This is a genomic window from Exiguobacterium alkaliphilum, from assembly GCF_018138125.1.
Lineage (GTDB): Bacteria > Bacillota > Bacilli > Exiguobacteriales > Exiguobacteriaceae > Exiguobacterium > Exiguobacterium alkaliphilum.
In genome coordinates, this window is the sequence record NZ_CP073101.1 from 28,071 (window position 1) to 52,780 (window position 24,710).

The 24,710-nt window shown below is 53.0% G+C and carries 23 protein-coding genes, 1 riboswitch and 1 other annotated feature; of the genes, 10 read left to right on the top strand and 13 right to left on the bottom strand.

Going from position 1 to position 24,710, the window contains the following annotated elements:
- Positions 1 to 43 precede the first annotated feature (43 nt).
- Positions 44 to 979, bottom strand: coding sequence for an alpha/beta hydrolase (locus KB235_RS00200; protein WP_211780062.1), 936 nt, complete (start codon positions 977 to 979; stop codon positions 44 to 46).
- A gap of 171 nt (positions 980 to 1,150) precedes the next feature.
- On the opposite strand from KB235_RS00200, the gene KB235_RS00205 reads away from it, so the two are divergent.
- A complete protein-coding gene (locus KB235_RS00205) occupies positions 1,151 to 2,197 on the top strand; it encodes a metal ABC transporter solute-binding protein, Zn/Mn family (protein WP_211780063.1) in 1,047 nt (348 codons plus the stop codon).
- A 40-nt stretch (positions 2,198 to 2,237) separates the two neighbouring features.
- On the opposite strand, the gene KB235_RS00210 is transcribed toward KB235_RS00205, so the two are convergent.
- The 5 genes from KB235_RS00210 to KB235_RS00230 all read right to left on the bottom strand — a co-directional run bounded on the left by KB235_RS00210 (position 2,238) and on the right by KB235_RS00230 (position 7,672).
- Positions 2,238 to 2,684, bottom strand: a complete 447-nt coding sequence (locus KB235_RS00210; RefSeq protein ID WP_034807528.1) for a hypothetical protein — start codon at positions 2,682 to 2,684, stop codon at positions 2,238 to 2,240.
- Positions 2,685 to 2,730: 46 nt separating this feature from the next.
- A complete protein-coding gene (locus tag KB235_RS00215) occupies positions 2,731 to 3,186 on the bottom strand; it encodes a DUF1877 family protein (RefSeq protein ID WP_211780064.1) in 456 nt (151 codons plus the stop codon).
- Between the two features lie 84 nt (positions 3,187 to 3,270).
- Positions 3,271 to 4,716, bottom strand: a complete 1,446-nt coding sequence (locus tag KB235_RS00220; protein ID WP_211780065.1) for an alanine/glycine:cation symporter family protein — start codon at positions 4,714 to 4,716, stop codon at positions 3,271 to 3,273.
- A 182-nt stretch (positions 4,717 to 4,898) separates the two neighbouring features.
- Entirely contained in the window at positions 4,899 to 7,370 is a 2,472-nt protein-coding gene (locus KB235_RS00225; RefSeq protein ID WP_211780066.1) for a CoA-disulfide reductase, read from the bottom strand.
- On the bottom strand, positions 7,367 to 7,672 hold the full coding sequence (locus tag KB235_RS00230; RefSeq protein ID WP_034807533.1) for a rhodanese-like domain-containing protein: 306 nt from the start codon (positions 7,670 to 7,672) through the stop codon (positions 7,367 to 7,369). The genes KB235_RS00225 and KB235_RS00230 overlap by 4 nt, the downstream gene beginning before the upstream one ends.
- A gap of 284 nt (positions 7,673 to 7,956) precedes the next feature.
- Between KB235_RS00230 and KB235_RS00235 the strand changes: the two genes are divergently transcribed.
- The 3 genes from KB235_RS00235 (at position 7,957) to KB235_RS00245 (ending at position 9,757) form a co-directional block, all read left to right on the top strand.
- Positions 7,957 to 8,223, top strand: coding sequence for a metal-sensitive transcriptional regulator (locus KB235_RS00235; RefSeq protein ID WP_021068154.1), 267 nt, complete (start codon positions 7,957 to 7,959; stop codon positions 8,221 to 8,223).
- A 66-nt stretch (positions 8,224 to 8,289) separates the two neighbouring features.
- Entirely contained in the window at positions 8,290 to 8,721 is a 432-nt protein-coding gene (locus KB235_RS00240) for a type III secretion system chaperone family protein (protein WP_034807535.1), read from the top strand.
- An 88-nt stretch (positions 8,722 to 8,809) separates the two neighbouring features.
- Positions 8,810 to 9,757 (top strand): DUF4003 family protein, encoded by a 948-nt coding sequence (locus KB235_RS00245; protein ID WP_211780067.1) that lies wholly within the window; start codon positions 8,810 to 8,812, stop codon positions 9,755 to 9,757.
- 19 nt (positions 9,758 to 9,776) lie between these two features.
- Here the strand turns inward: KB235_RS00245 and KB235_RS00250 are convergent, their stop codons facing one another.
- Entirely contained in the window at positions 9,777 to 10,499 is a 723-nt protein-coding gene (locus KB235_RS00250) for a YwiC-like family protein (protein ID WP_211780068.1), read from the bottom strand.
- Positions 10,500 to 10,799: 300 nt separating this feature from the next.
- Here KB235_RS00250 and KB235_RS00255 point away from each other — a divergent pair, with 300 nt between their 5' ends.
- Entirely contained in the window at positions 10,800 to 11,066 is a 267-nt protein-coding gene (locus tag KB235_RS00255) for a hypothetical protein (RefSeq protein ID WP_156028800.1), read from the top strand.
- 19 nt (positions 11,067 to 11,085) lie between these two features.
- On the opposite strand, the gene KB235_RS00260 is transcribed toward KB235_RS00255, so the two are convergent.
- From KB235_RS00260 to KB235_RS00270, 3 genes are all read right to left on the bottom strand, one after another.
- Positions 11,086 to 11,727, bottom strand: a complete 642-nt coding sequence (locus KB235_RS00260; protein ID WP_034804289.1) for a YitT family protein — start codon at positions 11,725 to 11,727, stop codon at positions 11,086 to 11,088.
- A 252-nt stretch (positions 11,728 to 11,979) separates the two neighbouring features.
- Positions 11,980 to 14,103, bottom strand: coding sequence for an MMPL family transporter (locus tag KB235_RS00265; protein ID WP_211780069.1), 2,124 nt, complete (start codon positions 14,101 to 14,103; stop codon positions 11,980 to 11,982).
- 103 nt (positions 14,104 to 14,206) lie between these two features.
- Positions 14,207 to 14,998 carry a hypothetical protein gene (locus tag KB235_RS00270; protein ID WP_034804293.1) on the bottom strand — a complete coding sequence of 264 codons (792 nt, stop codon included), beginning with the start codon at positions 14,996 to 14,998 and terminating at the stop codon, positions 14,207 to 14,209.
- Between the two features lie 139 nt (positions 14,999 to 15,137).
- On the opposite strand from KB235_RS00270, the gene KB235_RS00275 reads away from it, so the two are divergent.
- Positions 15,138 to 15,302 (top strand): YycC family protein, encoded by a 165-nt coding sequence (locus KB235_RS00275; RefSeq protein ID WP_081825796.1) that lies wholly within the window; start codon positions 15,138 to 15,140, stop codon positions 15,300 to 15,302.
- Between the two features lie 18 nt (positions 15,303 to 15,320).
- Here the strand turns inward: KB235_RS00275 and pulA are convergent, their stop codons facing one another.
- Entirely contained in the window at positions 15,321 to 17,315 is a 1,995-nt protein-coding gene (pulA, locus tag KB235_RS00280; protein ID WP_211780070.1) for a type I pullulanase, read from the bottom strand.
- Between the two features lie 69 nt (positions 17,316 to 17,384).
- Between pulA and KB235_RS00285 the strand changes: the two genes are divergently transcribed.
- The gene (locus KB235_RS00285; protein WP_034804297.1) at positions 17,385 to 17,876 is read left to right on the top strand and encodes a YajQ family cyclic di-GMP-binding protein; all 492 of its coding nucleotides are present in this window, start codon (positions 17,385 to 17,387) and stop codon (positions 17,874 to 17,876) included.
- A complete protein-coding gene (locus KB235_RS00290) occupies positions 17,873 to 18,451 on the top strand; it encodes a metallophosphoesterase family protein (protein WP_211780071.1) in 579 nt (192 codons plus the stop codon). The genes KB235_RS00285 and KB235_RS00290 overlap by 4 nt, the downstream gene beginning before the upstream one ends.
- Positions 18,452 to 18,490: 39 nt before the next feature.
- On the opposite strand, the gene argS is transcribed toward KB235_RS00290, so the two are convergent.
- The gene (gene argS, locus KB235_RS00295; protein ID WP_211780072.1) at positions 18,491 to 20,173 is read right to left on the bottom strand and encodes an arginine--tRNA ligase; all 1,683 of its coding nucleotides are present in this window, start codon (positions 20,171 to 20,173) and stop codon (positions 18,491 to 18,493) included.
- 56 nt (positions 20,174 to 20,229) lie between these two features.
- Positions 20,230 to 20,443, bottom strand: a binding site (T-box leader).
- 149 nt (positions 20,444 to 20,592) lie between these two features.
- On the opposite strand from argS, the gene KB235_RS00300 reads away from it, so the two are divergent.
- Positions 20,593 to 22,272, top strand: coding sequence for a GGDEF domain-containing protein (locus KB235_RS00300; protein ID WP_246514269.1), 1,680 nt, complete (start codon positions 20,593 to 20,595; stop codon positions 22,270 to 22,272).
- Positions 22,273 to 22,368: 96 nt separating this feature from the next.
- Positions 22,369 to 22,463, top strand: a riboswitch (SAM riboswitch).
- A 72-nt stretch (positions 22,464 to 22,535) separates the two neighbouring features.
- Positions 22,536 to 23,822: a Na+/H+ antiporter NhaC family protein gene (locus KB235_RS00305; protein ID WP_251137451.1), complete on the top strand. Its 1,287-nt coding sequence runs from the start codon at positions 22,536 to 22,538 to the stop codon at positions 23,820 to 23,822.
- A 28-nt stretch (positions 23,823 to 23,850) separates the two neighbouring features.
- Here the strand turns inward: KB235_RS00305 and KB235_RS00310 are convergent, their stop codons facing one another.
- Positions 23,851 to 24,492: a TVP38/TMEM64 family protein gene (locus tag KB235_RS00310; protein WP_034816727.1), complete on the bottom strand. Its 642-nt coding sequence runs from the start codon at positions 24,490 to 24,492 to the stop codon at positions 23,851 to 23,853.
- Between the last annotated feature and the right edge of the window lie 218 nt (positions 24,493 to 24,710).

The window sequence follows — 24,710 nt, forward strand, 5'->3', positions numbered from 1 at the left end:
AAAACCATGTCCCATCGTACCATCTTTTCAGAAAAGTGCAACGTCACGTGAGCGCGTCGTCGATGAAGCGATCGATGCGGTTCATCAGTTTCTCTTCTTTGATCGGATTGTCGGATTGGAGAAAGCTCGCTAAGGAGTGGGTACCGTTCGGGAATGAGATGAGCTGGACGTTCGCGCCGACTTCGCTCGCATGTTCGACGAAATGAAGCGCTTGTCCGAACGGGACGATTGGGTCTTTTTTGCCGTGCAACAGTAAAATCGGTGGCGCGTCATCGTAAAGATGTGTCACCGGGGAACATTTCACCATCAACTCGCGCCACTCTTCTCGGCTACCTTCATAGAACTTCAGGTGGGCGATCCACGTCTGGATGAACTTGAACAACAGGAAGTTCGTCGGCGGATAGAGCGCGATCACGCCTTTGACCGGCGGGACGTCGGCGCCGAGGTCCCCGATAAACTGCTTCTCCCGATCGAGTGCCGTCACAAGCATCAATGCGGCCCCGGCCGAGTCGCCCCAGACAATCAATTTGTCGACATCGAGGTTGAGAAGGCTATCGTGTTGCTTCAAATAATTGAGCGCGTCCGACACGTCGACGATGTTGTCCGGAAAATACACCCCGTCTTCAAACAGACGATAATCGATACTGACGACAGCGAAGCCTTTCGTTAAAAAATGATCGAGCAACGGATGGAACAACGTCACCATCCCACGGTTGCCACGAACGAACGCCCCTCCGTGTGCGTAGACGGCGACAGGGAACGGACCATCCCCCGTCGGATAATATACGTCAAATTGGAGCGGGCGGTCATCGATGATTTTATACGTGTGTGTTCGCCGCTTGCGGGTCGAGGCCCGAACTGGAAGTTCGGGTTCTTGCCAACGCACGAGGGAACCGTACTGATTCCACACGGTGGCACCGGCCGCAGTCGCCGCCGCGAGGGCGGCCCCGCCGACGAACCAGGCGGTCTCCTTTCTCATATACATCCACTCCTCGTTCTTTTTTTAATCATATTCCCTTTTTATCAAAAATCCATCCATCGGAAGTCGGACTTGACGTGCATGAATCTGCCACCTATAATATAAGGCGCAATCACAGAACGTAACCGTTACGGTTTAATGGTTCAATAGAGAGGACAGGTGGAGAATCACATGAATAAAAAGTTACTTAGTGTCGCCGCTGCCGGGACACTGTTTTTAGGCGGATGTGCCAATAATGGAGACAGCAACGCAGCGGAGGAAGCGAACGATCAGTTGACCGTTTACGCATCGACGTTCGCCTTGAAGTCGATCGCAGAAGAAATCGGTGGCGACCGTGTCCGTGTCGAGATGGTCATCCCGCCTGGCGCAGACCCACACACGTACGAACCGACGTCACGTCAAATGACACAAATCGCCGAAGCGGACTTGTTCTTGACGGTCGGACACGACCTCGAGCCTTACGTCGAGTCGATGGAGAAGAGCCTCGCGAACGAGAACGTCACGTTCGTCAAAACAGCCGAAGACGTCTCGTTACTTGATGCTGACAAGACGGTCCACGTTCACGGCGAAGACGAACATGCTCATGAAGAGGATGAGCACGGCCACGAGGAAGATGAACATGCGCATGAAGAGGACGAGCACGGCCACGAGGAAGATGAGCATGGACATGAAGCAGAAGATGCACACGGGCATAGCCACGGTCAATACGACCCACACGTCTGGCTCGACCCGATGAACGCCGTCTCGATGGCAGAAGCGGTCGAGGCTTCATTCGCCGATCAGGCACCAGACTATAAGGACGAGTTCGCCGACCGGTTGAGCGCCTTCAAAGCAGAAGCAGAGACGCTCGATGCCGAGTTACAAGCAGCCGTCGACGCCGGATCGAAGAAGCAACTTCTCGTCACACATGCGGCCTACGGCTATCTTGCGGAGCGTTATGGCTTCGAGCAACTCCCGATCGCCGGATTGACCCCGTCTGAAGAGCCGTCTCAACAAGCGTTGAAGCGCGTCATCGAAGAAGCGCGTGCCCACGACTTGACGCATATCGCCTTCGAAGACACGGTGACGCCGAAAGTCGCGGAAGTCGTGAAAAACGAGATCGGCGCCGAAACAGTGACGATTTACAACTTGGAGTCTGTCACGAAAGAACAGATGGAACAAAGCTATTTCGACTTGATGCGTGAAAACGTCAAAGCGCTCGAAATCGCGTTGAAGTAACATGAAAGAACGCTCGGTGCCTGAGGCTCCGAGCGTTCTTTTATGCTTCTGGCTGTTGATCGAGTTGTTTTAGATGAAGCAACAACACCCCGGTCACGAACAGTGTCACGGTCGGAACGGTTGCTCCGATTATCGTTTCCCACCATTCCCCATGTAAATCGAAATAATAAGCGGTCAATAGGCATCCGAGAAAGATCACGCTGACCGTACCGACTACTTTGACGACCGAGGCGCGCGGATGCCGGTCGTGGATGAACATCGAACTGTTGATGATAGCGAATAACAAGTTTAGAAAGAATAAGCCGAACATGGCCGCGACCAACCACGTATTGTACATAACGAACCCATGCACGGATAAAAAGCTGACCACGAACACTAGCAACGTCAACATGTTGACGCGACCGAGCCATTTCTGTCCCGTCCGATAGGCAAAAATCGGGCTAATCAATGAAAAAAAGAACGCTGTCGTGATGAAGAAGTCCCCCACCGTGTATCACCATCCATTTTTTCAATATTATACCACCTGATCGACTTCATTCATAGTAAATCAAGACGAGTTCGTCCCGCTCGGCTGCGGCCTCACAATACCGTCGAAGCGACGTCCACTTCAACCAAATCTCGTCGAGTCCGTCATGGTCGACGAACGCCATGTCGGCGACGTCTTCTTTTGTGAACGCACCGAGTGCGTCTTTGACGATGTGCAGCAATTGCGGCGTCAAGATGCCGACGACGACCGCCTGCTCCTCGTTGACGATCAACTCCTCACCGATGACGGCCATCTCTAAATTGTACGTATCGTCTCCATCGAGATACACCTCGATTTGACCGAGCACTTTTTGGAAGCGCCCGATGTTTGGGAGCGTCAACGTGTCATACGTCTCGCGACCTTGCGCGTGGACGTGGAGAAGCCAATCCATAATCATGTCCGGGTCTTGTGCGAACGAGACCCAGACTTCTGGGGAAATGCGTATATAATGTGTCGTCTCCATGAATGAACGCCCCCCTTTTCTATCGTTTTCCCCTCTTTCCAGAGCAAAAAAACCGTCTACGCACGTTCGTAGACGGTTCTTTCGTTATGAGCGGATCGTACCGGTTTTGACTTCTTCCGATTCCGTTTCCCACGCTTCGAGGTACTCACGACCTGGAAGGTCTTCAATCGAATCGGCATAGAATACCGGGTCTTCGCCTTGGCGGCGTTGCTCCAAATAATCGTCAAGCACGAGGCGCGCCACTTTCGCAAGGCGGAAGATGGCATACAAGTTGACGAGCGCCATGAGACCCATGAACACATCGGCAATCGACCAGACGAGACCGGCCGAACGGATTGCCCCGAAGAGGACCATACCAACGACACCGATGCGGTAGAGCGTCACATAAATCTTCTTCTCCGAGATGAACTGGATGTTCGTCTCTCCGTAGTAGTAGTTTCCGAGAATCGAGCTGAACGCGAACAAGAAGATCGCGACCGTCAAGAACGATGTCGCAATCGGACCGACTTCGGCCGTGAGCGCGGCTTGTGTCAACTCGACACCAGCAAACGATTCCGAACCAGCTACGCCAGACAACAAGATAATCATCGCTGTCGACGTACAGATGATGAGCGTATCGACGAAGACGCTAAACGATTGAATCAAGCCTTGCTTGACCGGGTGCGATACTTCTGCTGTCGCGGCCGCGTTCGGGGCCGAACCCATCCCAGCCTCGTTTGAGAAGAGCCCACGACGGATTCCTTGAAGCACCATTGCTCCAATCGCTCCGCCGAACAGTTGCTGAATCCCGAGCACACCTTCTGAGAAGATGAGGCCAAAGACGCTTGGCAATAATGAAGCGTTCGAAATCATAATCCACATCGCGAGCAAGATGTATCCACCTGCCATGACCGGGACGATGATACTCGATAAGATGGCGATCGATTGAACCCCACCGAAGATGACCGCAGCTGTCACGATTGCCAAGATGACCCCGACCGTCGTCGTGCTGACGCCGAACTGGTTACTCATCGAGAGCGAGATCGTGTTCGACTGAACCGAGTTAAACGCGAAGCCGAACGAGAACGTGATGAGGATGGCGAACAAAATCCCGAGCCAACGCTGGCCGAGGGCGCGTTCCATATAGTAAGCCGGTCCCCCGCGCCATGTGCGTCCGTCGCGGATTTTATATACTTGCGCGAGCGTGCTCTCTACGAAAGCCGACGCCGAACCGATGAGGGCGATGAGCCACATCCAGAAGACGGCTCCTGGACCACCGAGGGCAATCGCCGTCGCGACACCCGCGATGTTCCCTGTACCGACACGTGCTGCCGTACCGATGGCGAATGCCTGGAACGACGAGACTTGGCCTTTCTCACGTTTCATCCCTTCTTTGAACAAGAGACGGAACATCTCCGGAAGCATCCGGAACTGGACGAAGCCCATCCGGACCGTAAAGTAAAGGCCTAAGGCGACAAGGACGACGATGAGCACCGACGACCAGAGCAGGTCGTTCGCTTGCCCAACAAACTTTTCAATCATATTCTCCATTGCTTAATCCTCCATAAGTATGAATAGTCATAAGTGAAAGTTATGTCAACTTTCTTAACATGTTTAGAATTATAGGAAAAATATTTGAAAATTGCAATCCTTTTCAACAATCTCATCGTTTGACGCGGCCGTAAAAAAGGACGACCGGTCACGTGACCGGTCGTCCTTACGATTCGATGCGATTAGATAAAGAGGTTCAAGTTGCCGCCTTCAGCTGCCCCGAGGTATGCTGCCACACCGCCGAGGTCGATACCATCGATTAACTCTTCTTCCTTGATGCCCATGACGTCCATCGACATCGTGCAAGCGACCATTTTGACGCCTGCCTCTTGGGCTGACTTAATCATTTCGTCGAGTGATGGGACGTTCTTGTCACTCATGACTTTCTTCATCATCTTCTGTCCGACGCCACCGAAGTTCATGTTCGAGAGCGGGAGTTCGCCTGCGTGTGACGGCATCATCATGCCGAACATCTTCTCGAGACCTTGTTTCTTCACTTCCGGTGCGTCCGGTTTACGGATGACATTGAGACCCCAGAACGTGAAGAACATCGTCACGTCTTTACCCATCGCCGCCGCACCTTGGGCGATGATGAATGAAGCGAGGGCACGGTCAAGGTCACCGCTGAAGACGACCATCGATGCGCCGTCAGCTGCTGGTGCACCTGCTTGGACGGCCGCAGGGCCATTTCCTTTTTGAAGAATCGCTTCAACTCGACCGTTGACGAACTGTTTCGAAACGAGTTTGTTGCCCGTCTTTTTCGCCCACGCCTCGATGTCAGCGAAGAAGCCTGGATCGCTTGCGAGGACACGAAGTGTCTCGCCTTCGCCTAGTTCAGCGACTTTTTTGTTTACTTCTAAGATCGGTCCCGGGCATTGCAGACCGCACGTATCTAGGAAAATCGGTTCCCCGATTGGTTGATTCATCATTGCTTGTGGTGCCTCCTTCGTAGCTGTCGCGGCTGTTTCGTCCGCCGCAGTCTTCGTGCCTTCCTCAATCGCATCGAAATCACGCTTCACTTGTGACCATGTTTTGTAGCCACCGCTCAAGTTCTTCACTTTGAAGCCGTTTTGACGCAAGATGCGAGCAGCAAGGTATCCGCGAAGACCGACTTGGCATGTCACGTAAATCGTTTCGTCTTTGCTGTAGTTGTCCAAGTTGTCACGAAGCGAGTTGACCGGGACGTTAATCGATCCCGGGATTTTCCCAAGTTCATGTTCCGACTCGTCACGGACGTCGAGCAATGTCGCGCCGTTTTTGACCAAGCCTTCAATCTCATCCCAGTGGACGACTTCGTTGTCGCCGAGGACGACGTTCGAGGCGACGTAGCCGATCATGTTGACCGGGTCTTTCGCCGAACTGAACGGCGGTGCGTAGCTGAGTTCAAGGTCTGGGAGGTCGAGGACCGTCAATCCGCCTTTCATCGCTGTCGCAATCACGTCGATTCGTTTTTCGACACCGTTCATGCCGACACCTTGCGCACCGTAAATCTCACCGGTTGTCGGGTGGAATAAGAGCTTGAGTGACACCGGTGTCGATCCCGGGTAATAACCTGCGTGCGAACCCGGGTGTACGTGGACGGCTTCGAACGCTTTACCGGCCGCTTTCAAACGCTTCTCATTCCAACCTGTCGACGCGACGGTCATATCGAAGACTTTAGCGATCCCCGTTCCCATCGTCCCGTTGTATTTCACATCGCGACCGTTAATGATATCCGCGACGAGGCGGCCCTGACGGTTGGCCGGCCATGCAAGTGGAACGACCGTCGGCTCTTTGAAGACATAGTCGAGCACCTCGACGGCGTCCCCGATCGCGTAGATGTTCGGGTCTGACGTGAGCATCTTCTCGTTGACGCGGATGGCGCCGCGCATGCCTGTTTCAAGGCCTGCTTCCGTCGCAATCGACGATTCTGGCACGACACCGATTGACAAGACGACCATATCGGTATCGATGACGCGACCACTCTTCAAGTGGACACGTTTCCCTTTCTCAGAGAAGGAATCGACACCGTCAGACAGCTGAAGATCGACGCCATGGAGACGCATGTGTTCGTGAACCGGTGAGACCATCTCACGGTCGAGCGGTGTCATGACTTGGTCGGCCATCTCGACGAGCGTGACATCGACGCCACGTTCCCGTAAGTTTTCAGCCATCTCGATGCCGATGAACCCGCCACCGATGACCGTCGCATGTTTCGGCGCTTTCTCATCGACATAGCTGCGGATTTGATCCGTATCTGGGATGTTGCGGAGCGTGAAGATGTCTTCCGCTTCTTCAATCCCCGGGATGTTCGGGCGAATCGGTTTCGCACCCGGCGACAAGATGAGCACATCGTAAGACTCGTCATACGTCTCGCCCGTTTGAACGTGTTTGACCGTGACCGTTTTCTCAGCACGGTTGATTTTCGTCACTTCCGTCAAATTGCGGATATCGAGCTGGAACCGCTTGTTCATTCCCTCGACCGTTTGGACGAGCAGCTTTTGACGGTCTTGAATGACGTCACCGATATAATATGGAAGACCACAGTTCGCGAATGAGATATACTCCCCCCGGTCGAACATGACGATTTGGTTCTCTTCATTTAAGCGACGAAGGCGTGCGGCTGCTGAAGCGCCACCGGCGACCCCACCGACGATTACGATTTTTTTACTCATTGCTCATTTCCTCCTTTGACGACTTCACCTGGCCAACTCATCAAGCCATCTTCTATATTGACCACTTTATAGCCTTTCGCCTCCATTTGCCAAGTCGCCTGCGTGCTGCGTGCGCCTGAACGACAGAGAACGATATATTCTTGATCCGGGTCGAGCGTGTCAATCCAATCCGCCATCTCTGAAAGCGGATAGTTGTTCGCACCGGCAATATGCGCTTCTTGAAACTCGTCGCGTTCACGGACGTCAACGATGTTCACAGGTACTTCAAAATCCATTTGTCGTTTCAAAGCTGATGCTTTCATCGGTTATAACTCCATCCTTTTCTTGTGTAATGAGGTGTTCTTACTCTTCATTTGGTTGCGGGCGTCCAACTCGAGTTTGTGATTTGTTGCACAATTAACTTCCACGTCATTAATATACCCCCTGCGGTATTTAATTGCAAGGAATATGTTTGACGAAATGGTAAACGTTCAAAAATTCTTCCCATCAAACGTTGTCACTCGACACATACTCCCCTACGTATTAAGATGAGACTACACAAGAAATAGTTGGGTTACTGAACGATTTTTATATAGAGGTGAATCGAATGGAACAGTATCAATACGATGCGAAAGTGTTGAATCGGATGAAGCGTGTCGAAGGTCAAATCCGGGCCATTATTCGCATGATGGAAGAAGGGAAAGAGTGTCGTGACGTCGTCACCCAGTTGAGCGCGGCCCGTTCGGCGCTCGACCGCGCCTCGACGATTATCGTCGCGAAGAATTTAGAGCAATGCATCATCACGGCGCAACAAGATGGCGAAGATACGTCGGAAACGGTCGAAGAGGCCATCAAAATGTTGATGAAACGCTAGTTCCCCTTGCTTTCCCTAGCCAAATGGGCGAAAGTTAGAGTAACGACTTTTAAGGGGGACTTCTTTGTGAACTTCGAAGAAAAAGTGGAATCATTCAAAGCGCTCGTCGCTGAACGCAACATGACGTTCAAAGAGAGCGAGACAGATACGCACGTAACGTTTTTGACGCGTGAAACGACTAAATCTGGGGCTCAGCCCGTTATGATTATCGCCTTCAACAAAAAGACGACGGACGCCGAGCTCTACGCCGCGACCGTGACGCACGTACCGGATTACGTCGAAGACTTGCCGATTTTGAACGCCTTGAACGAGTTCAACCAAGAGTTCAAATACTTCCGTTGCGTCCTCGACAGCGATCGTGACGTCACACTCGCATCGACGCTCGACCTCGACCTCGGCTTCTCGCCAGAGATCATCTTGCAACACTCGTTCATGATGTTCCAAGCAGCCGATGAAGTGAACGAGTATATGCAGAAGCTCTACACACAAGTCCAATGACGACAAACCGCCACGGAAAAATCCCGTGGCGGTTTTTTGAATCATTTTTCGTGGTGGTCCGTATACGTATAAAAAGGGGGAATGTACAATGACGACGCGTTACACCCGTTACGTTGAGACACTCGATGCAATCAAACAAGCCACCAAATGGTCGCTCACCGATGACTTCCGGCGGTTGATGGCCATCCATTATGCCATTCACGATGCCCCGTTCGACCCATCCAGGTTTGAACAAGCGCAGGCCGCCTTAAAACAAAGGACAGGCATGTTCTCAAAGTTCCGCGGAACGAACAGTCTCGTCTGGCTCTCATTCCTTGACGCCAAATATGAAGACGTCGCCCCGGCAATCGACGAGGCACTACGCCTCGATCAGTTACTCGACCGGAAACATTTCCGTTACAGCACGTTGCGTCCGTTCATCGCGAGTCAGCTGCTGAACGTCGACGACCCGGAACGCCGACTCGACGAGGCGACGTCCCTCTATCAAACGTTCAAACAACATCATCCGTGGCTGACGAGCGAAGAAGATTTATTGTCCGCCCTCGTCCTCGTCCAAGCGTTTGACGACCATAGCACTTTGAATGAACGCATCGAGGCGTACTACGAGGCATTGAAGGTCCACGTGTCCCGCTCGAACGAACTCCAGCTCGTTTCGCACTTGCTCACCTTCAGTGAACTCGACCCGACCGATGCCGTCACACGCTTCCTCGATTGGCGGGAGCGGCTCCAACGGCAAAAGATCACCGTCCGAAACGAACATCTGCCACCGCTCGCCCTGCTCACAATCGTCACCGAACCGACCGACGAAACGGTCCAGGCCGTGGTCGACATCGTCGTAGCTGAAACCGAGAAGCAGCGTTGGTTCAACACGCATGCGTTAACCATCGCCTTGCAGCTCGTCGCCGCCGACACCATTACCGAAGAGGCGAGCGAACTGCTACTTCATGGAACGTTCGCCCATCTGCTCGCGATGCAACAAGCGGCCACGGCCGCCGCGACAGTGGCCGTCATCTCGAGTACGTCGTCGAGCGACTAAAAAAGAAGGGTCTCCCCTTCTATACATATAAATAGGCGCTCAGACAGATTAGGACGAACACAGAATTCGCGATTTCAATGATGCCAATGCGCATAATCGGGACTTGTTTCCCGTAAAAACCAATCGCTCGGATGAGACTCGGCGCATAGGCCAACGCAAGTAACGGATTACCGAGCACGATAAAAGCCATGACGAGCAAGACGTGGTAGCCCCACGAAACGTTTCGATACGTTTGGCTCTTTTTCTCTCGAATCATCGTCTTCACGTAAAAGATGCTGCCAAGAAAGTAGAAGTACGGTAAGACGAATAGCCATACCATCGTCCCGTCCACGACGCGCGCCCCGAGGTAATAGCTGGCCACCCCGCCGATACAAAACGAGGTGACGGCACTGACGTCGTTCCAAACGTTGCGCTCGTCCTTCATTTTAGCGAAATAAGCGTTGACGAGACCGAACGGGAGCATCGCAAAAACGAACCATATGAGACGCCATTCGGTCAGGAAGACAGGGAGCGCGGCGATGGTTGCAATTAACAGATAGAGGGTGACTGTACGAAGCAGTTCTTGCGACTTTTTCCGTTGCTTCACGTATTGGAACAAGAAAAACGTACCCATGTAGACGAACAGCCAGGCGATGGCGAACGGGATGTGTGCGAGCGTCCAGCCGCCGACGATGCCACCAAGTAAAAACGGTAAAATCAGCATCGACCAGGCGCCGTGCTGTTTTGGAATCATCCATTTCATTGTGCTTCACTCCTTCTATGTCGAGTGTAAAGCACGTTGCGATGAAAAAGCTGTGACATTCGTTACTGAGGAACGCAGATTCAATCAATTGTTCAAAAGGAGTAGCTTTGTATGTTTCCATCAAATGAACGAAGAAAAAATAGACGTGTCTTTCTTTATCTGTTCGGATTCGCCTTCATACTGCTACTCATCGGTCGCAGTTCAGTCCCTCTTCCTATCGCTTTCACGACCGCTTTTATTCCGTTTGAAGTTTCGGAGCCGACCTATCTCCCTCTAAAATCGACGGATACATATGGCAACGTGATTCAATTAAATCAGGCTCGTCTCGTCTATAAAAACGACACGGAACAGTTGACCGTCTGGGCGACGACAGACCTCGGTTGGAACCATGTCGCGACGTGGGACGAACCTGTCACATTAGGGGATGGGTCAAACGCTTATTTCAATGACGTGGACGACACTCAAATGGTGAGCTGGCAAGATGGAGGCGTCGAATATGCGATTGATTACAAGGGGCATCGCCTGTCTAAAGACGATTTATTACGAATCGCAAGTTCAATTCAATGATTTCAAACAAAAAACGATCTCACGCGAGATCGTTTTTTGGTGCAAGCTTCGGTTTCATGACTGCCGGCGCAGGCTGTTCAATCACATCGTCCGTCATCATCTTCGTGACGACACGTCCCGCGATCGAGACGGCGACGAGCGTATACAGTGCATTCGACAGCGGCAAATAGATGAGCGAAATCGCCAAGACGATCACATCAAAGGCGATGAGGATCGTTCCGACCGAAATTCCGGTCCACTTCGACAAGCCGAGGGCGAACAAATCGTCCCCTCCCGTCGCTCCGCCTGACTTTAAGACGAGCCCGAGACCGTAACCGGTCACGATACCGCTCGCGATGGCGGCAAAGAGCGTTGCCGGCCACACTTGTACGTCAAACGTGAGCAAGTCGAGCCGATCCCACATCGCATAGCTGAGCGAAAGTGACGACGCCGCAAGCACGGCTTGCCCGACGAAACGCCAGCCTTTCCACCACAATGCGACTAAAAAGAACGGGATGTCGAGTACGATCATCGAGATTGCCGGATCGATATCAAATAAATAGCGGCCGAGTAACGATAACCCGACGAAGCCCCCTTCTGCCAAACCAAACTGTTCATTCAAATAATAATAACCGAACGCCATAATCAGCGTTCCGAGCACTATGGTAGCAACTCGTTTCATTCCGATTGTCCTCCCCGTTTTCAACGGAGAGGAGGATCCTCAGTCGTAGCTGCGGTTCCATCTGTTCCATCTCCGATCTTCCGTTTGTTGATTTTTACATGAATTCAGCTGTAAAAACTCAACGCTAGAAGTCCGGCAGTTGGAACAGAGGCCACGTCCTCTCGGTATCCATAAAACCCTTCCTTTCTAAAATTGCGCGTAATAATAGAATCAGTTTACCACAATTTCAGTATTCTTTCATTAACTGTACATTTAGTGTAAGTTACGTTTCGGTAAATTCTTCTTGCCGAACCACCACCAGTTCCAGTCCCCGAACAGCTTCATCAAGGATGGGACAAGCAATATCCGGATGATTGTCGCATCAATAAAGATAGCGAGCGCAATCCCGACCCCGAGTTGCTTGATCGGACTGACACCGGTGAAGGCGAACGCGCCGGTGACGACGATCATGATGATTGCAGCGGACGTGATGATTTTACTCGTCTTCGCGAGTCCCATCTCCGTCGCGTAATCGTTGTCCCCGGTCTCCCGGTAATATTCTTCAATCCGTGAGACGAGGAACACCTCGTAATCCATCGACAGGCCGAACACGAGCGAGAAGATGAACACCGGCGTCAAAATACTGATCGTCTCGGCGTCATAGACGTAACCCGATTCGAAGATGATGACGAGGAGTCCAAACGTCGCGCCGAGACCGAGCACGTTCATGATGATCGCTTTAATTGGAATCAAGATGGAACGGAACGCCCACATGAGGATGACGAACGTCGCCAAGATGACGGTGATGACGGCATACGGGATGCTGTCATAGATTTCCTCGTAAATCTCTTCGTTGAACGCAGCCGGGCCCCCGACCTCGAACCCCTTCTCGCGCCAATCGCGGACGAACGCCTGCGCTTCTTTATCGCTCGGCGGCACGTCGAAGCTGACGTTGACGAGGGCGAGGTCCGTATTGCCGTCAAGCGTGACGAGCCGGTCGAACGCCTCAAGTTGTTCCGGAGCAACTTCGGCGAGCTGTTGGAACGCTTCCGGTTCGAGCCCGGATGCCGTCAAGAACGTCGTCACGTTATCGACGATCGGTTCTTCGTTCAATTCGTCGGTCAACGCGACCAGCTCGTCCAAAATCATCGAGTCGGTCAAATCGTTCGTCTCGAACAAGAGGACTGCATCCGTCGCGGTCGCGCCAAACACATCATCCCAGCGTTCTAAGGCGGCACGTGACTCATACGATGTCGGCAACGCATCGGCGGCCGGAATGTTCAGCTCTAAATCGCGAACGAACCAAAGGCTTGGCAACAAGAGGAGAAGCGCAACGAGCGTCATCACGACCGGACGTTTCATCACGAAACGGGCGAGCTGTTGCCAGCGCACTTCAGAACGGACCTCGTTCGTCTTGATGAGACGTCCTTTGTTGATCGCATCGCCGACGATGTAAAGTGCTGACGGCAACAGTGTGAGCGCCGATAGGACGGCACCGGCGACGGCGATGAGCGCGCCGAGCGCGATGGCTTGGAAGACGTCCACTTGAATGAACAACAACCCGGCCAAACCGACGAACACACAAAGCCCTGAGAAAAGAATCGAACGTCCCGCCGTTGCGACCGTCCGAACGATTGCCGCTTCCCGCGACTTCCCTTTTGCCAACTCTTCACGATAACGGTTGACGAGCAGGAGCGAGAAATCGATACCGAGCGCGATGGCAATCATGGCGACCGCGTTCAATACGAAAATCGAAAGCTCCATCGATTGGGCGAAGAAAAAGAGCGCCCCGGCGGCCACGATGAACGTGATCACCCCGACAAAGAGTGGCATGAACGCCGCGAGCGGTGTCCCGAAAACGAGCAAGAGAACGACGAGCGCGACCGGAATCCCAATCAGCTCGGCCCGAATCAAGTCGTTCTTCGATGCCTCGTTCAAGTCATCGGCAAACACCGGCTCACCGGTCAAGCGTACGTCTGTATCCGTATTGGTGATCAACGCGTCCCGGACGGCCTCGATTGACGCCTCGGCCGTCTCGTAGTCGTCAAACTCGAGGAGCAAATACGCGACGTCTCCGGACCGCGCGTCCGGATTCTCATTCGGTGTGATGACACCTTCGACACCGTTCACCGTTTCGAGTTGATCGCGCTGTGCGTCGAGCACCGCGTCGAGGTCCCCGCCTTCAAGTAAGACGATCATCGACGCCCCGGCCCGGTCGAACCGGTCATTCAATTGATCTTCCACTTGGGCGAAGCGACCGTCTTGAATCGCAAACCCGTTCCCCCTCAACTCACCAGGGAGCTGTAGCCCGAAATAAACCGATACCGCCAATAGTAGGGTCCAAATCGCGACAACTATGTAGCGCCAGCGGACCAAATGCTGTCCTAATCGTTCCATTCTTGTCCTCTCCTCTCCATCTCACAAGACTCTTCCCGTTTTGACGGTCTTTCATCAGAGTCTTCACAAAAAATTCCTGAACCTTGAATGAGGTTCAGGAACGTCAACGCTCGAACACTTGAATCCAGCTGTGACAAAACCGGCGTGGCGTTGACAAGACGACGAGCCGGTCACCCAACTCGTCTAACAACATGACTTTCAATAAGGCGTTCTCGGCACACACGTCAGAAGAGAAGCGTTCGTGCTCGCGGTCAAACAACTGGAACGACGTCGTCGACGTGATGGCGGTCGTCGTTCCGATTTGGTCGACGATGACCGTATCTCGCTCCCCGCCGTACGGGATGACCCACCGTTCCTTCGCCGCGACATCTTCGACGAGAAAACGTCGATTCAATTCATCATACAACGTGACAAGCCCCGGTGCCGTGAAACGTTCAAAATCATAGTCCGGTTGATACGCCAAGTCGATGACGGCACCGAACGTAGGGACTTCCTCGTAACGACTGTAGCGGAACGTCTTGTCGCGCACGTTCAAGGCGACGAGATCGGACTCTGCCGAGTACAAGTATAAATCGTCCCCGTCCCAATGCGATAAGTTACTGAACCAATCCTCGTGAAACGCGCGTGGTATCGGATGAGACTCCATCGTCCCTGTTTTGAGGTCGAGGACTCCGTATGTTTGCAAGTCGCGGAACATCGCGACCGCTTTCTTTCCATGTGGCTCTATATAAAGTGCGCACGGCGTCCATTCCCACGCGAGTTTCCATTGGATTTGAAACGTCTCGTCAAAAAATAGAAAACCGGTTTGCGCCAAATACAACATCCATCCTCCACCGACACGCTCTAACCATTCGACTGTCTGATGAAATTGATAGTCTGCGACTTGTTTGTACATTTGATCACTTCCTAGCTTAAGCTTAGCAACGACCGAACCGTTTGACGATTTTCAATGTGTTCCGCGAACACATTCTCATTCCATCCCGTTTTACTGTATACTGACGGTAATGAATGAATGGAACGAAAGGAGGGAGCGAATGCGCCCACTTCAACTATCACCCGAGACCGCGGTCGAACTTGCCAAGAAATTAAACGTACCACTTGAGGAACTGATGCATATGCCAAGACACATCCTCGTTCAAAAAATGATGCAACTTGAAGCAAGCGAAGCCGAGGCACCAGACGAAAAGGAGACGGAATGACGTCTCCTTTTCTTGTGCTCACTTTTGCTTGTTCTTGCGTTTTTTCGTGACGTACCAGAGACCGAGGAGCGCGAGCGCGGCCCCACCGGCGACAGCGTACTTGCTGTAATCCGGACGACGTTCCGTCACGACGAGCGTCGATAATGGCGTAATCGTCATATGACGGTCTTCGATGAGACGCGGTGCCGTCAAATTGACCGTATGATCTTCGACGTTCACTTCAAACTTCCCGGACGGCAACTTCACGTCGACCGCCTCTTCAAGGCCGTTATGGTAAACGAGATGACGTTCCACGTATCCTTCGACGTGGCGATGTAGCTCATACGCAATCACGCCTTCCTCCTCGTCGAAGAAACGTAAGTGTTTCCGAATCTGCTCCGCATTCTCGAGACGGAACAACGGATACTGCTTGCGTAAACTAATCAATCCTTTGACATACTCGACGCTCGGCGTCTCAAGCTCGGCCCGGCTCCAGTCCAAGCGGTTGATCACTTCACCAGAGTTGAAACTGTTCTCGTCTCCGTCTTTTGTCCGGAAGAACTCTTGGCCGCTATGGAGGAACGGAATCCCTTGCCCGAGCAACACGATGGACGTCGCGAGTCGATGGCGACGACGGCGCGTCGTCTCGTCATCGTCCGGATTCGTCACGGCGAGCTTGTCCCAAAGCGTCAAGTTGTCATGGCACTCCACGTAGTTGACGACTTGGTTTGGCTCATCGGCAAAGCTTTGACTCGTGACCGCACCGGCGATGCCACGTTTCACGTCGGCCGTCATGTCGAGATTGCCGCTCACCCAGCCCGGCAAGTCTTCGATGAACACGTCACCGCGCACACCGTCGCGGATGGCGTCATTGAATTGGGCGATGCGCGGCATCTTGCGGGCGTTATGTTGGTTCGCTTTCTTGCGTACCGATAGCGGCGTGTCGAGATCCCAGCCTTCCCCGATGACGAGGATGGACGGGTCGACCCGGTCGAGCGCTTTGCGGACTTGGTTCATCGTCTTGACGTCATGCAGCCCCATCAAATCGAAACGGAAGCCGTCAATCATGAACTCTTTCGCCCAGTATGTCACACATTCGACGATCAGCTTACGCATCATCGCTCGCTCCGACGCCGTATCGTTGCCGCACTTAGACCCGTCAGCGAGCGTACCGTCCTCGTTCAACCGATAATAATAGTCCGGCACGAACTGACCGAGCGGCGTCGTCAACGCATCATACGTGTGATTGAAGACGACGTCCATGATGACACGGATCCCGCGGTCATGGAGCGCTTGAATCAATGCCTTCAACTCGATGATACGGGCGGCCGGATCGTCCGCTGACGAGGCGTACGAGCCTTCGACCGCAAAATAGTGGACCGGATCATAACCCCAGTTGTAATTGTCTTCACTTTCTTTCGCCTCGTTGACCGAGCCGTAGTCAAAGAACGGCATGAGTTGCAAATGCGTGATGCCGAGCGAGGTGATGTAGTCGAGTCCGGTCGGATAGCCGGTCGGCGTCTTCGTGCCGACCTCGGTCATGCCGAGGAATTTACCACGATGCATGACGCCGCTGTCCGGATGGCTCGTCAAGTCGCGGACGTGTGCCTCATAGATGACCGCTTCTTGCGAAGAGTGGAAGAGCGGTCGTTCTTTCACCCAATGGTCCGGTTGTAGCGACGACGGGTCGAGCAGACAGCCCCGTTTGCCGTTGACACCGACGACTTTCGCATACGGGTCGAGCGATTCGACACGTTTGCCGGCGACGACCGCCTCGAACACGTAAAACTGTCCTTCGAACGTTTCCCGGTCGAGTTCGATGACCCAAGTCCCTTTCTCGGCGCGCTCAAGCTCCATCCGCTCGAACTTACGGGCTTTTGCCGTCCGGAAAAGCTTGACGGTCATGCCGTCGGCGACGGGCGACCAAACACGCAACCGGATGATGTTGTCTTTAAACGTCACCCCGAGGTCTTTCCCGTGATATGCCATATGGTCTAAATCTACATTTGTCTGTTGATCGATAGTACGTTCCATTCTTTCACTCCTTCACTACTTCAAATCTGCTATCATTATAACAAAACCCTCATAAAGGATGGATGAAACATGGCAAAAGACAATTCTTTTGATATCGTGTCAGAAATGAACCTCGAAGAAGTGAAAAACGCGATTCAAATTGCGGAGAAAGAAATTTTGAACCGCTACGACTTCAAAGGGTCAAAAAGTGAGATGTCACTTGAAAACGGTGACCTCGTCCTCGTCTCCGATGATGACTACAAACTCGAGCAATTAAAAGACGTCCTCATCACGAAGATGATTAAACGTGGCGTCCCGACGAAAAACCTCGACTACCAAAAAGTTGAACGCGCCCTCGGTGGTACGGTCCGTCAACGCGTCAAGTTGAAGAGCGGCATCGACAAGGATGACGCGAAGAAAATCAACAACGCCATCAAAGAATCGAAACTGAAAGTGAAGTCACAAATTCAAGACGACCAAATCCGCGTCACAGGCAAGTCGCGCGATGACCTCCAAGCCGTCATGCAACTCGTTCGAGACCTCGAGTTGTCGGTCGACGCCCAGTTCACGAATTACAGATGAAACTCGCCATCATCAGTGACCCACACGGTTCGTTCGCTGATTTGAAAGCCGTCCTCGAATCCGTCCGGCGCGAGACGGAACATATCCTTTGCCTCGGCGACTTGTACGAGTGCCATATCGGCAAAAAGCGGCGCAATGAACGGTTCCATGACGTGACAGACGTCGTCACGTACGACCCGGACTATGAGGCACTCCTCACGTTCCCGAGCCTGCGCGGCAATCAAGAGGAGCGAATCGACGAGGTGCTTGTCGTGTCTCACCCAATCAAGACGCGCATCGCGCTCTTGCCGGAACAGACGACGCTCGATGAGGCATTGTTTTTGCATGGCCATCAAGTGAAGTGGAACGAGGACTGGGAGCCAATCGTCGACAAAGGCAAGTACCCGCTCGTCTTTATCGGGCACAGTCATATCCCCGGCATTTACCGAAAAGGTCGCTCGTTGCCTTGGGAGATTGGGACGCCGTTTAAATTGAAAAAGAAACGCTACGTGATCAACGTCGGCGCGATCATTTTCGATCGGGAATGGTGTTTGTACGATACCGAAGCACGGACCGTGACACGGATGAAGGCATAAGAAAAGGGACCTTAAAAAAACAGGTCCCTTTTGTCGTGCTTACATTTCCTCTGGAGCTTGAACACCAATCAAACGGAGTCCTTCGGTCAAGACGATCGTCACCGCTTTGACGAGGGCGAGACGCGACTGTTTGCCGGCGTCTTCTTCCAAGACACGGACGTGGCCGTAATACTTGTTGAACGCTTGGGCCAAGTCAAGGACGTAACGGCTGATGATTGACGGCTCACGACGCTCGTGGGCACGTGTGATCACGTGTGGGAACGCGTTGAGCATCGTCACGACACCCCATGTGTAATCGTCGTCCGCACCGGTGAAAGCCGATCCGTCGTAATTCCCTTTACGAAGAAGTGAGTTCGCGCGTGCGTTTGTGTACTGCACGTACGGACCTGTCTCCCCTTCAAACTTGAGCATGCTGTCGAGGTCGAACTCGATGTTGTTGATGCGCTCGTTCTTCAAGTCATGGAAGATGACCGCGCCGACACCGACCATGCGTGCCACGTCGTCCGCGTTCGCAAGTTCCGGGTTCTTCTGGGCGATGTTCGCTTGCGCTTTCTCGATCGCTTCTTTCAACACTTCCTCGAGGAGGACGATGCGGCCTTTACGCGTCGACATCTTCTTCCCTTCTTGCAAAATCAAGCCGAACGGCACGTGGTGCATCCCATCGACGAAGTCGTAACCGAGTTTACGAAGAACAGAGAACAGTTGCTTGAAGTGAAGCGCCTGCTCGCCGCCGACGACGTAGTTCGCCTGGACGAAGTTGTACGTCTCATGACGATATACGGCTGCCGCGAGGTCACGCGTCGCATAAAGCGTCGCACCGTCTTTTTTCTTGATTAAGCACGGTGGCAAGTTCTCGTCTTCGAGTGAGACGACCATCGCCCCTTCACTCTCGACAAGAAGATTCTTCTCTTCGAGCATGCCGACGATGCGGTCCATCTTGTCATTGTAGAACGCTTCCCCGTTAAAGCTGTCGAACTCGACACCAAGAAGGTCGTACACTTTTTGGAACTCTTTCAGTGACTCGTCACGGAACCATTGCCAAAGCTCGGTCGCTTCTTCGTTTCCGTCCTCGAGCTTCTTGAACCAAGCGCGACCTTCGTCTTCGAGCTCCGGTTGCGTCTTCGCTTCCTCATGGAAGTGGACGTACAACTTTAAAAGCTCTGCAATCGGGTTGGCGCGCACGGCTGCCTCGTCGCCCCATTTCTTATACGCGACCATGAGCTTTCCGAACTGGGTGCCCCAGTCGCCGAGGTGGTTGATGCCGACGACGTCGTAGCCGTTCTTACGCGCGATTTGGTTGATCGCATTTCCGATCACGGTCGAGCGCAAATGGCCCATCGAGAACGGCTTGGCGATGTTCGGTGACGAGAAGTCGGTCACGATCGTCTCGTTACGCGTCGCGTGCGTCGCGTAGTCCGTCTTTTCGTCGAGCACCGTGTTGATGATTTCTTGCGAGACGACGTCACGGCTCAAGAAGACGTTGACGTATGGGCCGGCCGCCTCGACTTTCGTGAACAAGTCGTCGTTCAAGTCGTTCGCGATATCTGTCGCGATCATGACCGGGGCCTTGCGATACGCTTTCGCGAGTTGGAAACACGGGAAGGCGAGATCCCCGTGTGCTTCATGTTTTGGTTTTTCGATCAAGTCCTCAATCTGGTCGACCGTCAGTTCGTCGCCGATGACACGGGACAGTGCTTCTGCATACTTGCGTTCATAACTCATTTCATTTCCTCCTTGTCCTCATTCACAACATAAAAAAAACGCCCTTTGCACAGATGCAAAGAGACGGGATGGCCCGCGGTACCACTCTTCTTGCCTGCATGACGCAGACCGCTTTATCGGTGATAACGGGGGTCCCCCGGCTACGCCTACTCAAGGTTCGGGTAGCATCTCAAAAGTGCGTTTCGCGACGTCTGTCAGCCTAGGCTCTCACCAATCCCTAGGTCGCTTTGTTGACTCGACAATCGTTACTCTCTTTTTCATCGACTTTCGTCTATGTGGTTGAAAAGCAATTTCATTATAGAGGATAATTCCTGTAGACTCAATGCTAGAATTCCGCCATCATGAGGATTAGGCAGGACTGTCGCCGCATCATGCCGAATTTTACGATACACCATCGATTTCCCACAGTAGGAGGGGCCATGAACCATTTCCGCAAGATGTCTGCCCTCGGTTGGGGTGTTTGGAGTTTATTTCTTCTGCTGACCGTCACCTTGTTCGCGACAGGCGTATTGAACGCACCGGCGATCGAGCCGCTGCCGTTCATCTTGATCGCGTTACTCGTCATCATCTTCCAAATGGACTCAATCGAGCGTAAAGGCGTTTATTTCACATTTTCAGAAAGCATCGTCCTCATCATCTTTTTATTCTTCGATTTTGAGACAGCGTTATTCGTCAACCAAATCGGATTGCTCGTCTTCCAATTCGTCAACTTGAAGCCGCGCGTCGCGCTCAGGCGTTTCCGCTTCACGTACCCGTGGAATGCGATCACGTCTTTCTTAGAACTCGCCATCCCGGCAAGCGTCTATTTGGCGCTCGGCGGACAGACCGGTCTTGGGTTTTATACGCAAGACTCGTTCCTCCCGCTCGCCGGACTGATTCTCGCCATCATCGTGAACACCGTCATTCAAAAGTATCAAGTCGGTTGGTGGTTCCGTGTCGATGTGCCCGTCCGTGATTTTTTAAGCATCGCGTTTTACACGTATATCGTCAGCCTCGTCTTTATTTTGGCCGCTTCCTTTTTCCGCGAGACGAACTTGCTCGTCGTCAGCAGCATCGCCGCCGCGCTCACGTTTTTCATCAAGCGGCTGTTAATTCAAAAAGGACGGCAAGACGCGTTCAAATCGCTCATCGAGCAGTATGACGAGGCAAAAGAAGCTGTCTCCTTGTCGCAAAGCGAGGCCCAAGCGATTGAAGTATTTTTAAACCAGTGTGAACGGCTGAATCAATATGACGCCGGCTTCGTCGAGTTCGCCTTGTTCGACCGCTCGCTCTACTTCGACTTGAAGACGCGTCAACCAGTCGAAAGGCCCCGCGTGTTCGACTTACTCGAAACGTCGCATCCTTTCGAAACGTCGGTCGAGTATGAGATGCGGTTTGAATGGGACGGTCCATTATCCGAAGAGTTCCATGACGACTATCATAGTTTTATCTCGGTCCGGTCCGAGGAGATCGAAGGCATTCGCACATGGCTCATCATGACAGGCGAACACGCTTACGGTTACCCGCTCATCATTCAGCGCGAAATCGTCAAGCTGCTCAAATCGTTCAATCGGACGATTAGCCGCTGCCATGAGCGAGACCGCTTGTATACCGAGAGCCGGACGGATAGTCTGACGCTCCTCGCCAACGCGCGGGCGTTTTACGAATATGGAATTCAACAAATTTCAGACGGATCGATGTACCCCATCTCCGTCGCCATGCTCGATATCGATTTCTTCAAGAAAATCAATGACACGCATGGTCACCAAGTCGGGGATGGCGTTCTCCAAGAGTTCGGCCGACGGATTCGCCAGGCGCTTCGGACCGAGGACTTTGCGGCGCGCTACGGAGGCGAGGAGTTCATTCTGCTCTTGAACCATTGCGACACCGACCAGGCCGTCGAAATCGCCGAGCGTATCCGGCAAAAAATCGAAGCGACGCCGTTCCGTGTCGACGGCATCGACATCCAAGTGACCGCCTCAATCGGGGTCGATACGATTCAAGCGTTCGGTGATCAACGACTCGACGACACGATTCGAAACGCCGACCGGGCGCTTTACGTCGGCGGCAAATACGCCGGGCGCAACCGGGTCGCCCATTTTCAATATTTGACGACCTGACTCATCCCTATGCGAAGCGCATAGGGATTTTCTATTGACAAACCGGTTCGAAACAGATAGGTTAGGGAACGTGTCTTATAACTAAATCATCCGACTTTTTTATCAAGAGAGACCGAGGGACTGGCCCTGCGACGTCTCGGCAGCGGGGAACCTGTGCCAAATCCAGCAAGCACGTGCTTGAAAGATGAAAAAGGCGCTTCTTACATGGAGAGAGCCTTTTTCGAAGGGCTCTCTTTTTTATTTCTATGAATGAGGTGAAACGATTGGAACAACCAACTGCAAACAAATGGGCACTCTTGCCTTTACTCGTCTTCCTTGCCTTCTTTATCGGGGCCGGGGTTTACTATGGTGACTTTTATAAATTCCCGGTACTCATCGCGGCACTCATCGCCTTGATCGTCGCGGCTACGATGACGAAAGGCAGCGTCACCCAAACGGTGGAACGGATTGCCCAAGGTGCCGGCAATCCGGGCATTTTGATTATGATTTTCATCTTTCTCCTCGCCGGTGCGTTCTCGAACGTCGCGGGCGAGATTGGGGCGATTGACGCGACCGTCAACGCGGCGCTCACGTTGCTCCCGCCTTCGCTCCTGTTAAGTGGACTGTTCGTCATCGCCGCCTTCATCTCGATGGCGATGGGGACATCGACCGGTACGATTGCCGCCCTCGCCCCAATCGCGCTCGGTATCCACGAAGAGAGCGGCGTCAATATCGCCATCGCCGCGGCAGCCGTCGTCGGTGGCGCCATGTTCGGAGACAACTTGTCGTTCATCTCTGACACGACGATTGCCGCCGTGCGAACGCAGCGGACGAACATGCGTGACAAATTCCGGACGAACTTTTGGATTGTCTTGCCGGCCGCGATTATCACGACGGTTCTCCTTGCCGTCCTATCGAGCGGCACGGTCTCTTCTGTCGAGATTGCTTCGTTTGAATGGTACAAGCTCATCCCGTACCTCGCCGTCATCGTCCTCGCCTTGACCGGGTTGAACGTCATCCTCGTTCTGCTCGGTGGCATCGTGTTGACCGGAATCATCGGTCTACTTGACGGGACCTTGTCAGTGACCGCGTTCGTTACGGCGGTCGCGGACGGGATGATTGGAATGGCAGAGATTTCGATTTTGACGCTCTTCATGGGCGGACTCGTCGGACTCATCTCCCATAACGGCGGCCTTACCTACTTGCGTGACGCCCTCACCTCGCGGATTCAGCGACGGGCCGGCGCCGAATGGAGCATCGCCGGACTCGTCAGTGCGACGAACGTCGCCACGGCCAACAACACGATTTCCATTCTCGTGGCAGGTCCGCTCGCAGCGAACATCGCTGACACGTATGAGATTGAGCGGAAAAAATCAGCCAGCGTGCTCGACATCTTCTCGTGCGGTGTCCAAGGACTATTGCCTTACGGTGCACAGCTCCTCATCGCTGCCGAATTGACGAACACCGCGTCCCCCGCGCTCGTCCCGTTCATGTTTTATCCGTTCCTCTTGTTCATCTGCGGTGGACTTGCCATCGCATTCAACTTCCCGCGCTTCAAGAAAAAAGCCTGACAAAAACGACCCTTTGAATCTAATCCGTTCAAAGGGTCGTTCGTTTTGCGTCGAGCTCACGTTTAAGTTGTTCGTTCCGTTTTTTGAACGCGCGCCGCTTGAGCAGTTCCTCGAGGCCACGGCTAATCGCCCATAGGACGAACAGTAATAATCCGAGCATCGACAAACGGAACGGGCTTTGGATGAACTCTTCCCACTGGTCGCCGATGACCGAGAAAATCAACACGACGAGCAATTTACCAAATCCGGCCGCCATAATGAACGTGCGGAGCGGCATTTGAATCAGGGCGAGTAAGTACGTGATCAAACTGACGGGGATGAACGGAAGTGAATAGAGAAACCCGAGCGAGATTGGACTCATATGATTAATCCGTTCAAGCCAATAGACCCCTTGTTTATGTTTCTCGAGCCAACGCGTCATCGGTTTTCGGAAGACGTAGCGGACGGCCGTGAAGACGAGGATTGTGCCGAGCAAACTGCCGACCCAAGACAGTAACGTCCCGAGTAGGAACCCATATGTTGCCGCGTTCGCCGAAATGATGAGGACGAGCGGGAGAAACGGAAAAATCGCTTCTAAGAACGGGGCCCCGAGTCCGGCCCACGGACCGCCTGGAAGCTCTTGTAGCCATTCAATCAATTGGATGATCCACTGTTCAAGTGATGTGAGCATATCGATTTCCACCTTTGGCTTTCATTACTATTTTGTACCCGAATTCGCGTCTGAGGACACGTCCCCCTGCTCGGCTTAAAAAAAATTAAAAAGTATTTGCGAAAATTAGCTGTGATATCTATCATATAATAATGGACTTGTGGTTGCAGGCAAGCCCATTCGTCGAACGACACAACCCAACGTTCGTTTTCCTGCAAAAAACTGAACACAGGGGAGTA

Bases quoted from the DNA above. Each gene is read 5' to 3' on its own strand.
- KB235_RS00215 (WP_211780064.1), bottom strand. From the start codon at position 3,186: ATGGAGACGACACATTATATACGCATTTCCCCAGAAGTCTGGGTCTCG.
- KB235_RS00300 (WP_246514269.1), top strand. From the start codon at position 20,593: ATGAACCATTTCCGCAAGATGTCTGCCCTCGGTTGGGGTGTTTGGAGT.
- pulA (WP_211780070.1), bottom strand. From the start codon at position 17,315: ATGGAACGTACTATCGATCAACAGACAAATGTAGATTTAGACCATATG.
- KB235_RS00200 (WP_211780062.1), bottom strand. From the start codon at position 979: ATGAGAAAGGAGACCGCCTGGTTCGTCGGCGGGGCCGCCCTCGCGGCG.
- KB235_RS00310 (WP_034816727.1), bottom strand. From the start codon at position 24,492: ATGCTCACATCACTTGAACAGTGGATCATCCAATTGATTGAATGGCTA.
- KB235_RS00270 (WP_034804293.1), bottom strand. From the start codon at position 14,998: ATGTACAAACAAGTCGCAGACTATCAATTTCATCAGACAGTCGAATGG.
- KB235_RS00290 (WP_211780071.1), top strand. From the start codon at position 17,873: ATGAAACTCGCCATCATCAGTGACCCACACGGTTCGTTCGCTGATTTG.
- KB235_RS00250 (WP_211780068.1), bottom strand. From the start codon at position 10,499: ATGAAATGGATGATTCCAAAACAGCACGGCGCCTGGTCGATGCTGATT.
- KB235_RS00245 (WP_211780067.1), top strand. From the start codon at position 8,810: ATGACGACGCGTTACACCCGTTACGTTGAGACACTCGATGCAATCAAA.
- KB235_RS00230 (WP_034807533.1), bottom strand. From the start codon at position 7,672: ATGAAAGCATCAGCTTTGAAACGACAAATGGATTTTGAAGTACCTGTG.
- argS (WP_211780072.1), bottom strand. From the start codon at position 20,173: ATGAGTTATGAACGCAAGTATGCAGAAGCACTGTCCCGTGTCATCGGC.
- KB235_RS00205 (WP_211780063.1), top strand. From the start codon at position 1,151: ATGAATAAAAAGTTACTTAGTGTCGCCGCTGCCGGGACACTGTTTTTA.
- KB235_RS00265 (WP_211780069.1), bottom strand. From the start codon at position 14,103: ATGGAACGATTAGGACAGCATTTGGTCCGCTGGCGCTACATAGTTGTC.
- KB235_RS00260 (WP_034804289.1), bottom strand. From the start codon at position 11,727: ATGAAACGAGTTGCTACCATAGTGCTCGGAACGCTGATTATGGCGTTC.
- KB235_RS00275 (WP_081825796.1), top strand. From the start codon at position 15,138: ATGCGCCCACTTCAACTATCACCCGAGACCGCGGTCGAACTTGCCAAG.
- KB235_RS00285 (WP_034804297.1), top strand. From the start codon at position 17,385: ATGGCAAAAGACAATTCTTTTGATATCGTGTCAGAAATGAACCTCGAA.
- KB235_RS00225 (WP_211780066.1), bottom strand. From the start codon at position 7,370: ATGAGTAAAAAAATCGTAATCGTCGGTGGGGTCGCCGGTGGCGCTTCA.
- KB235_RS00235 (WP_021068154.1), top strand. From the start codon at position 7,957: ATGGAACAGTATCAATACGATGCGAAAGTGTTGAATCGGATGAAGCGT.
- KB235_RS00220 (WP_211780065.1), bottom strand. From the start codon at position 4,716: ATGGAGAATATGATTGAAAAGTTTGTTGGGCAAGCGAACGACCTGCTC.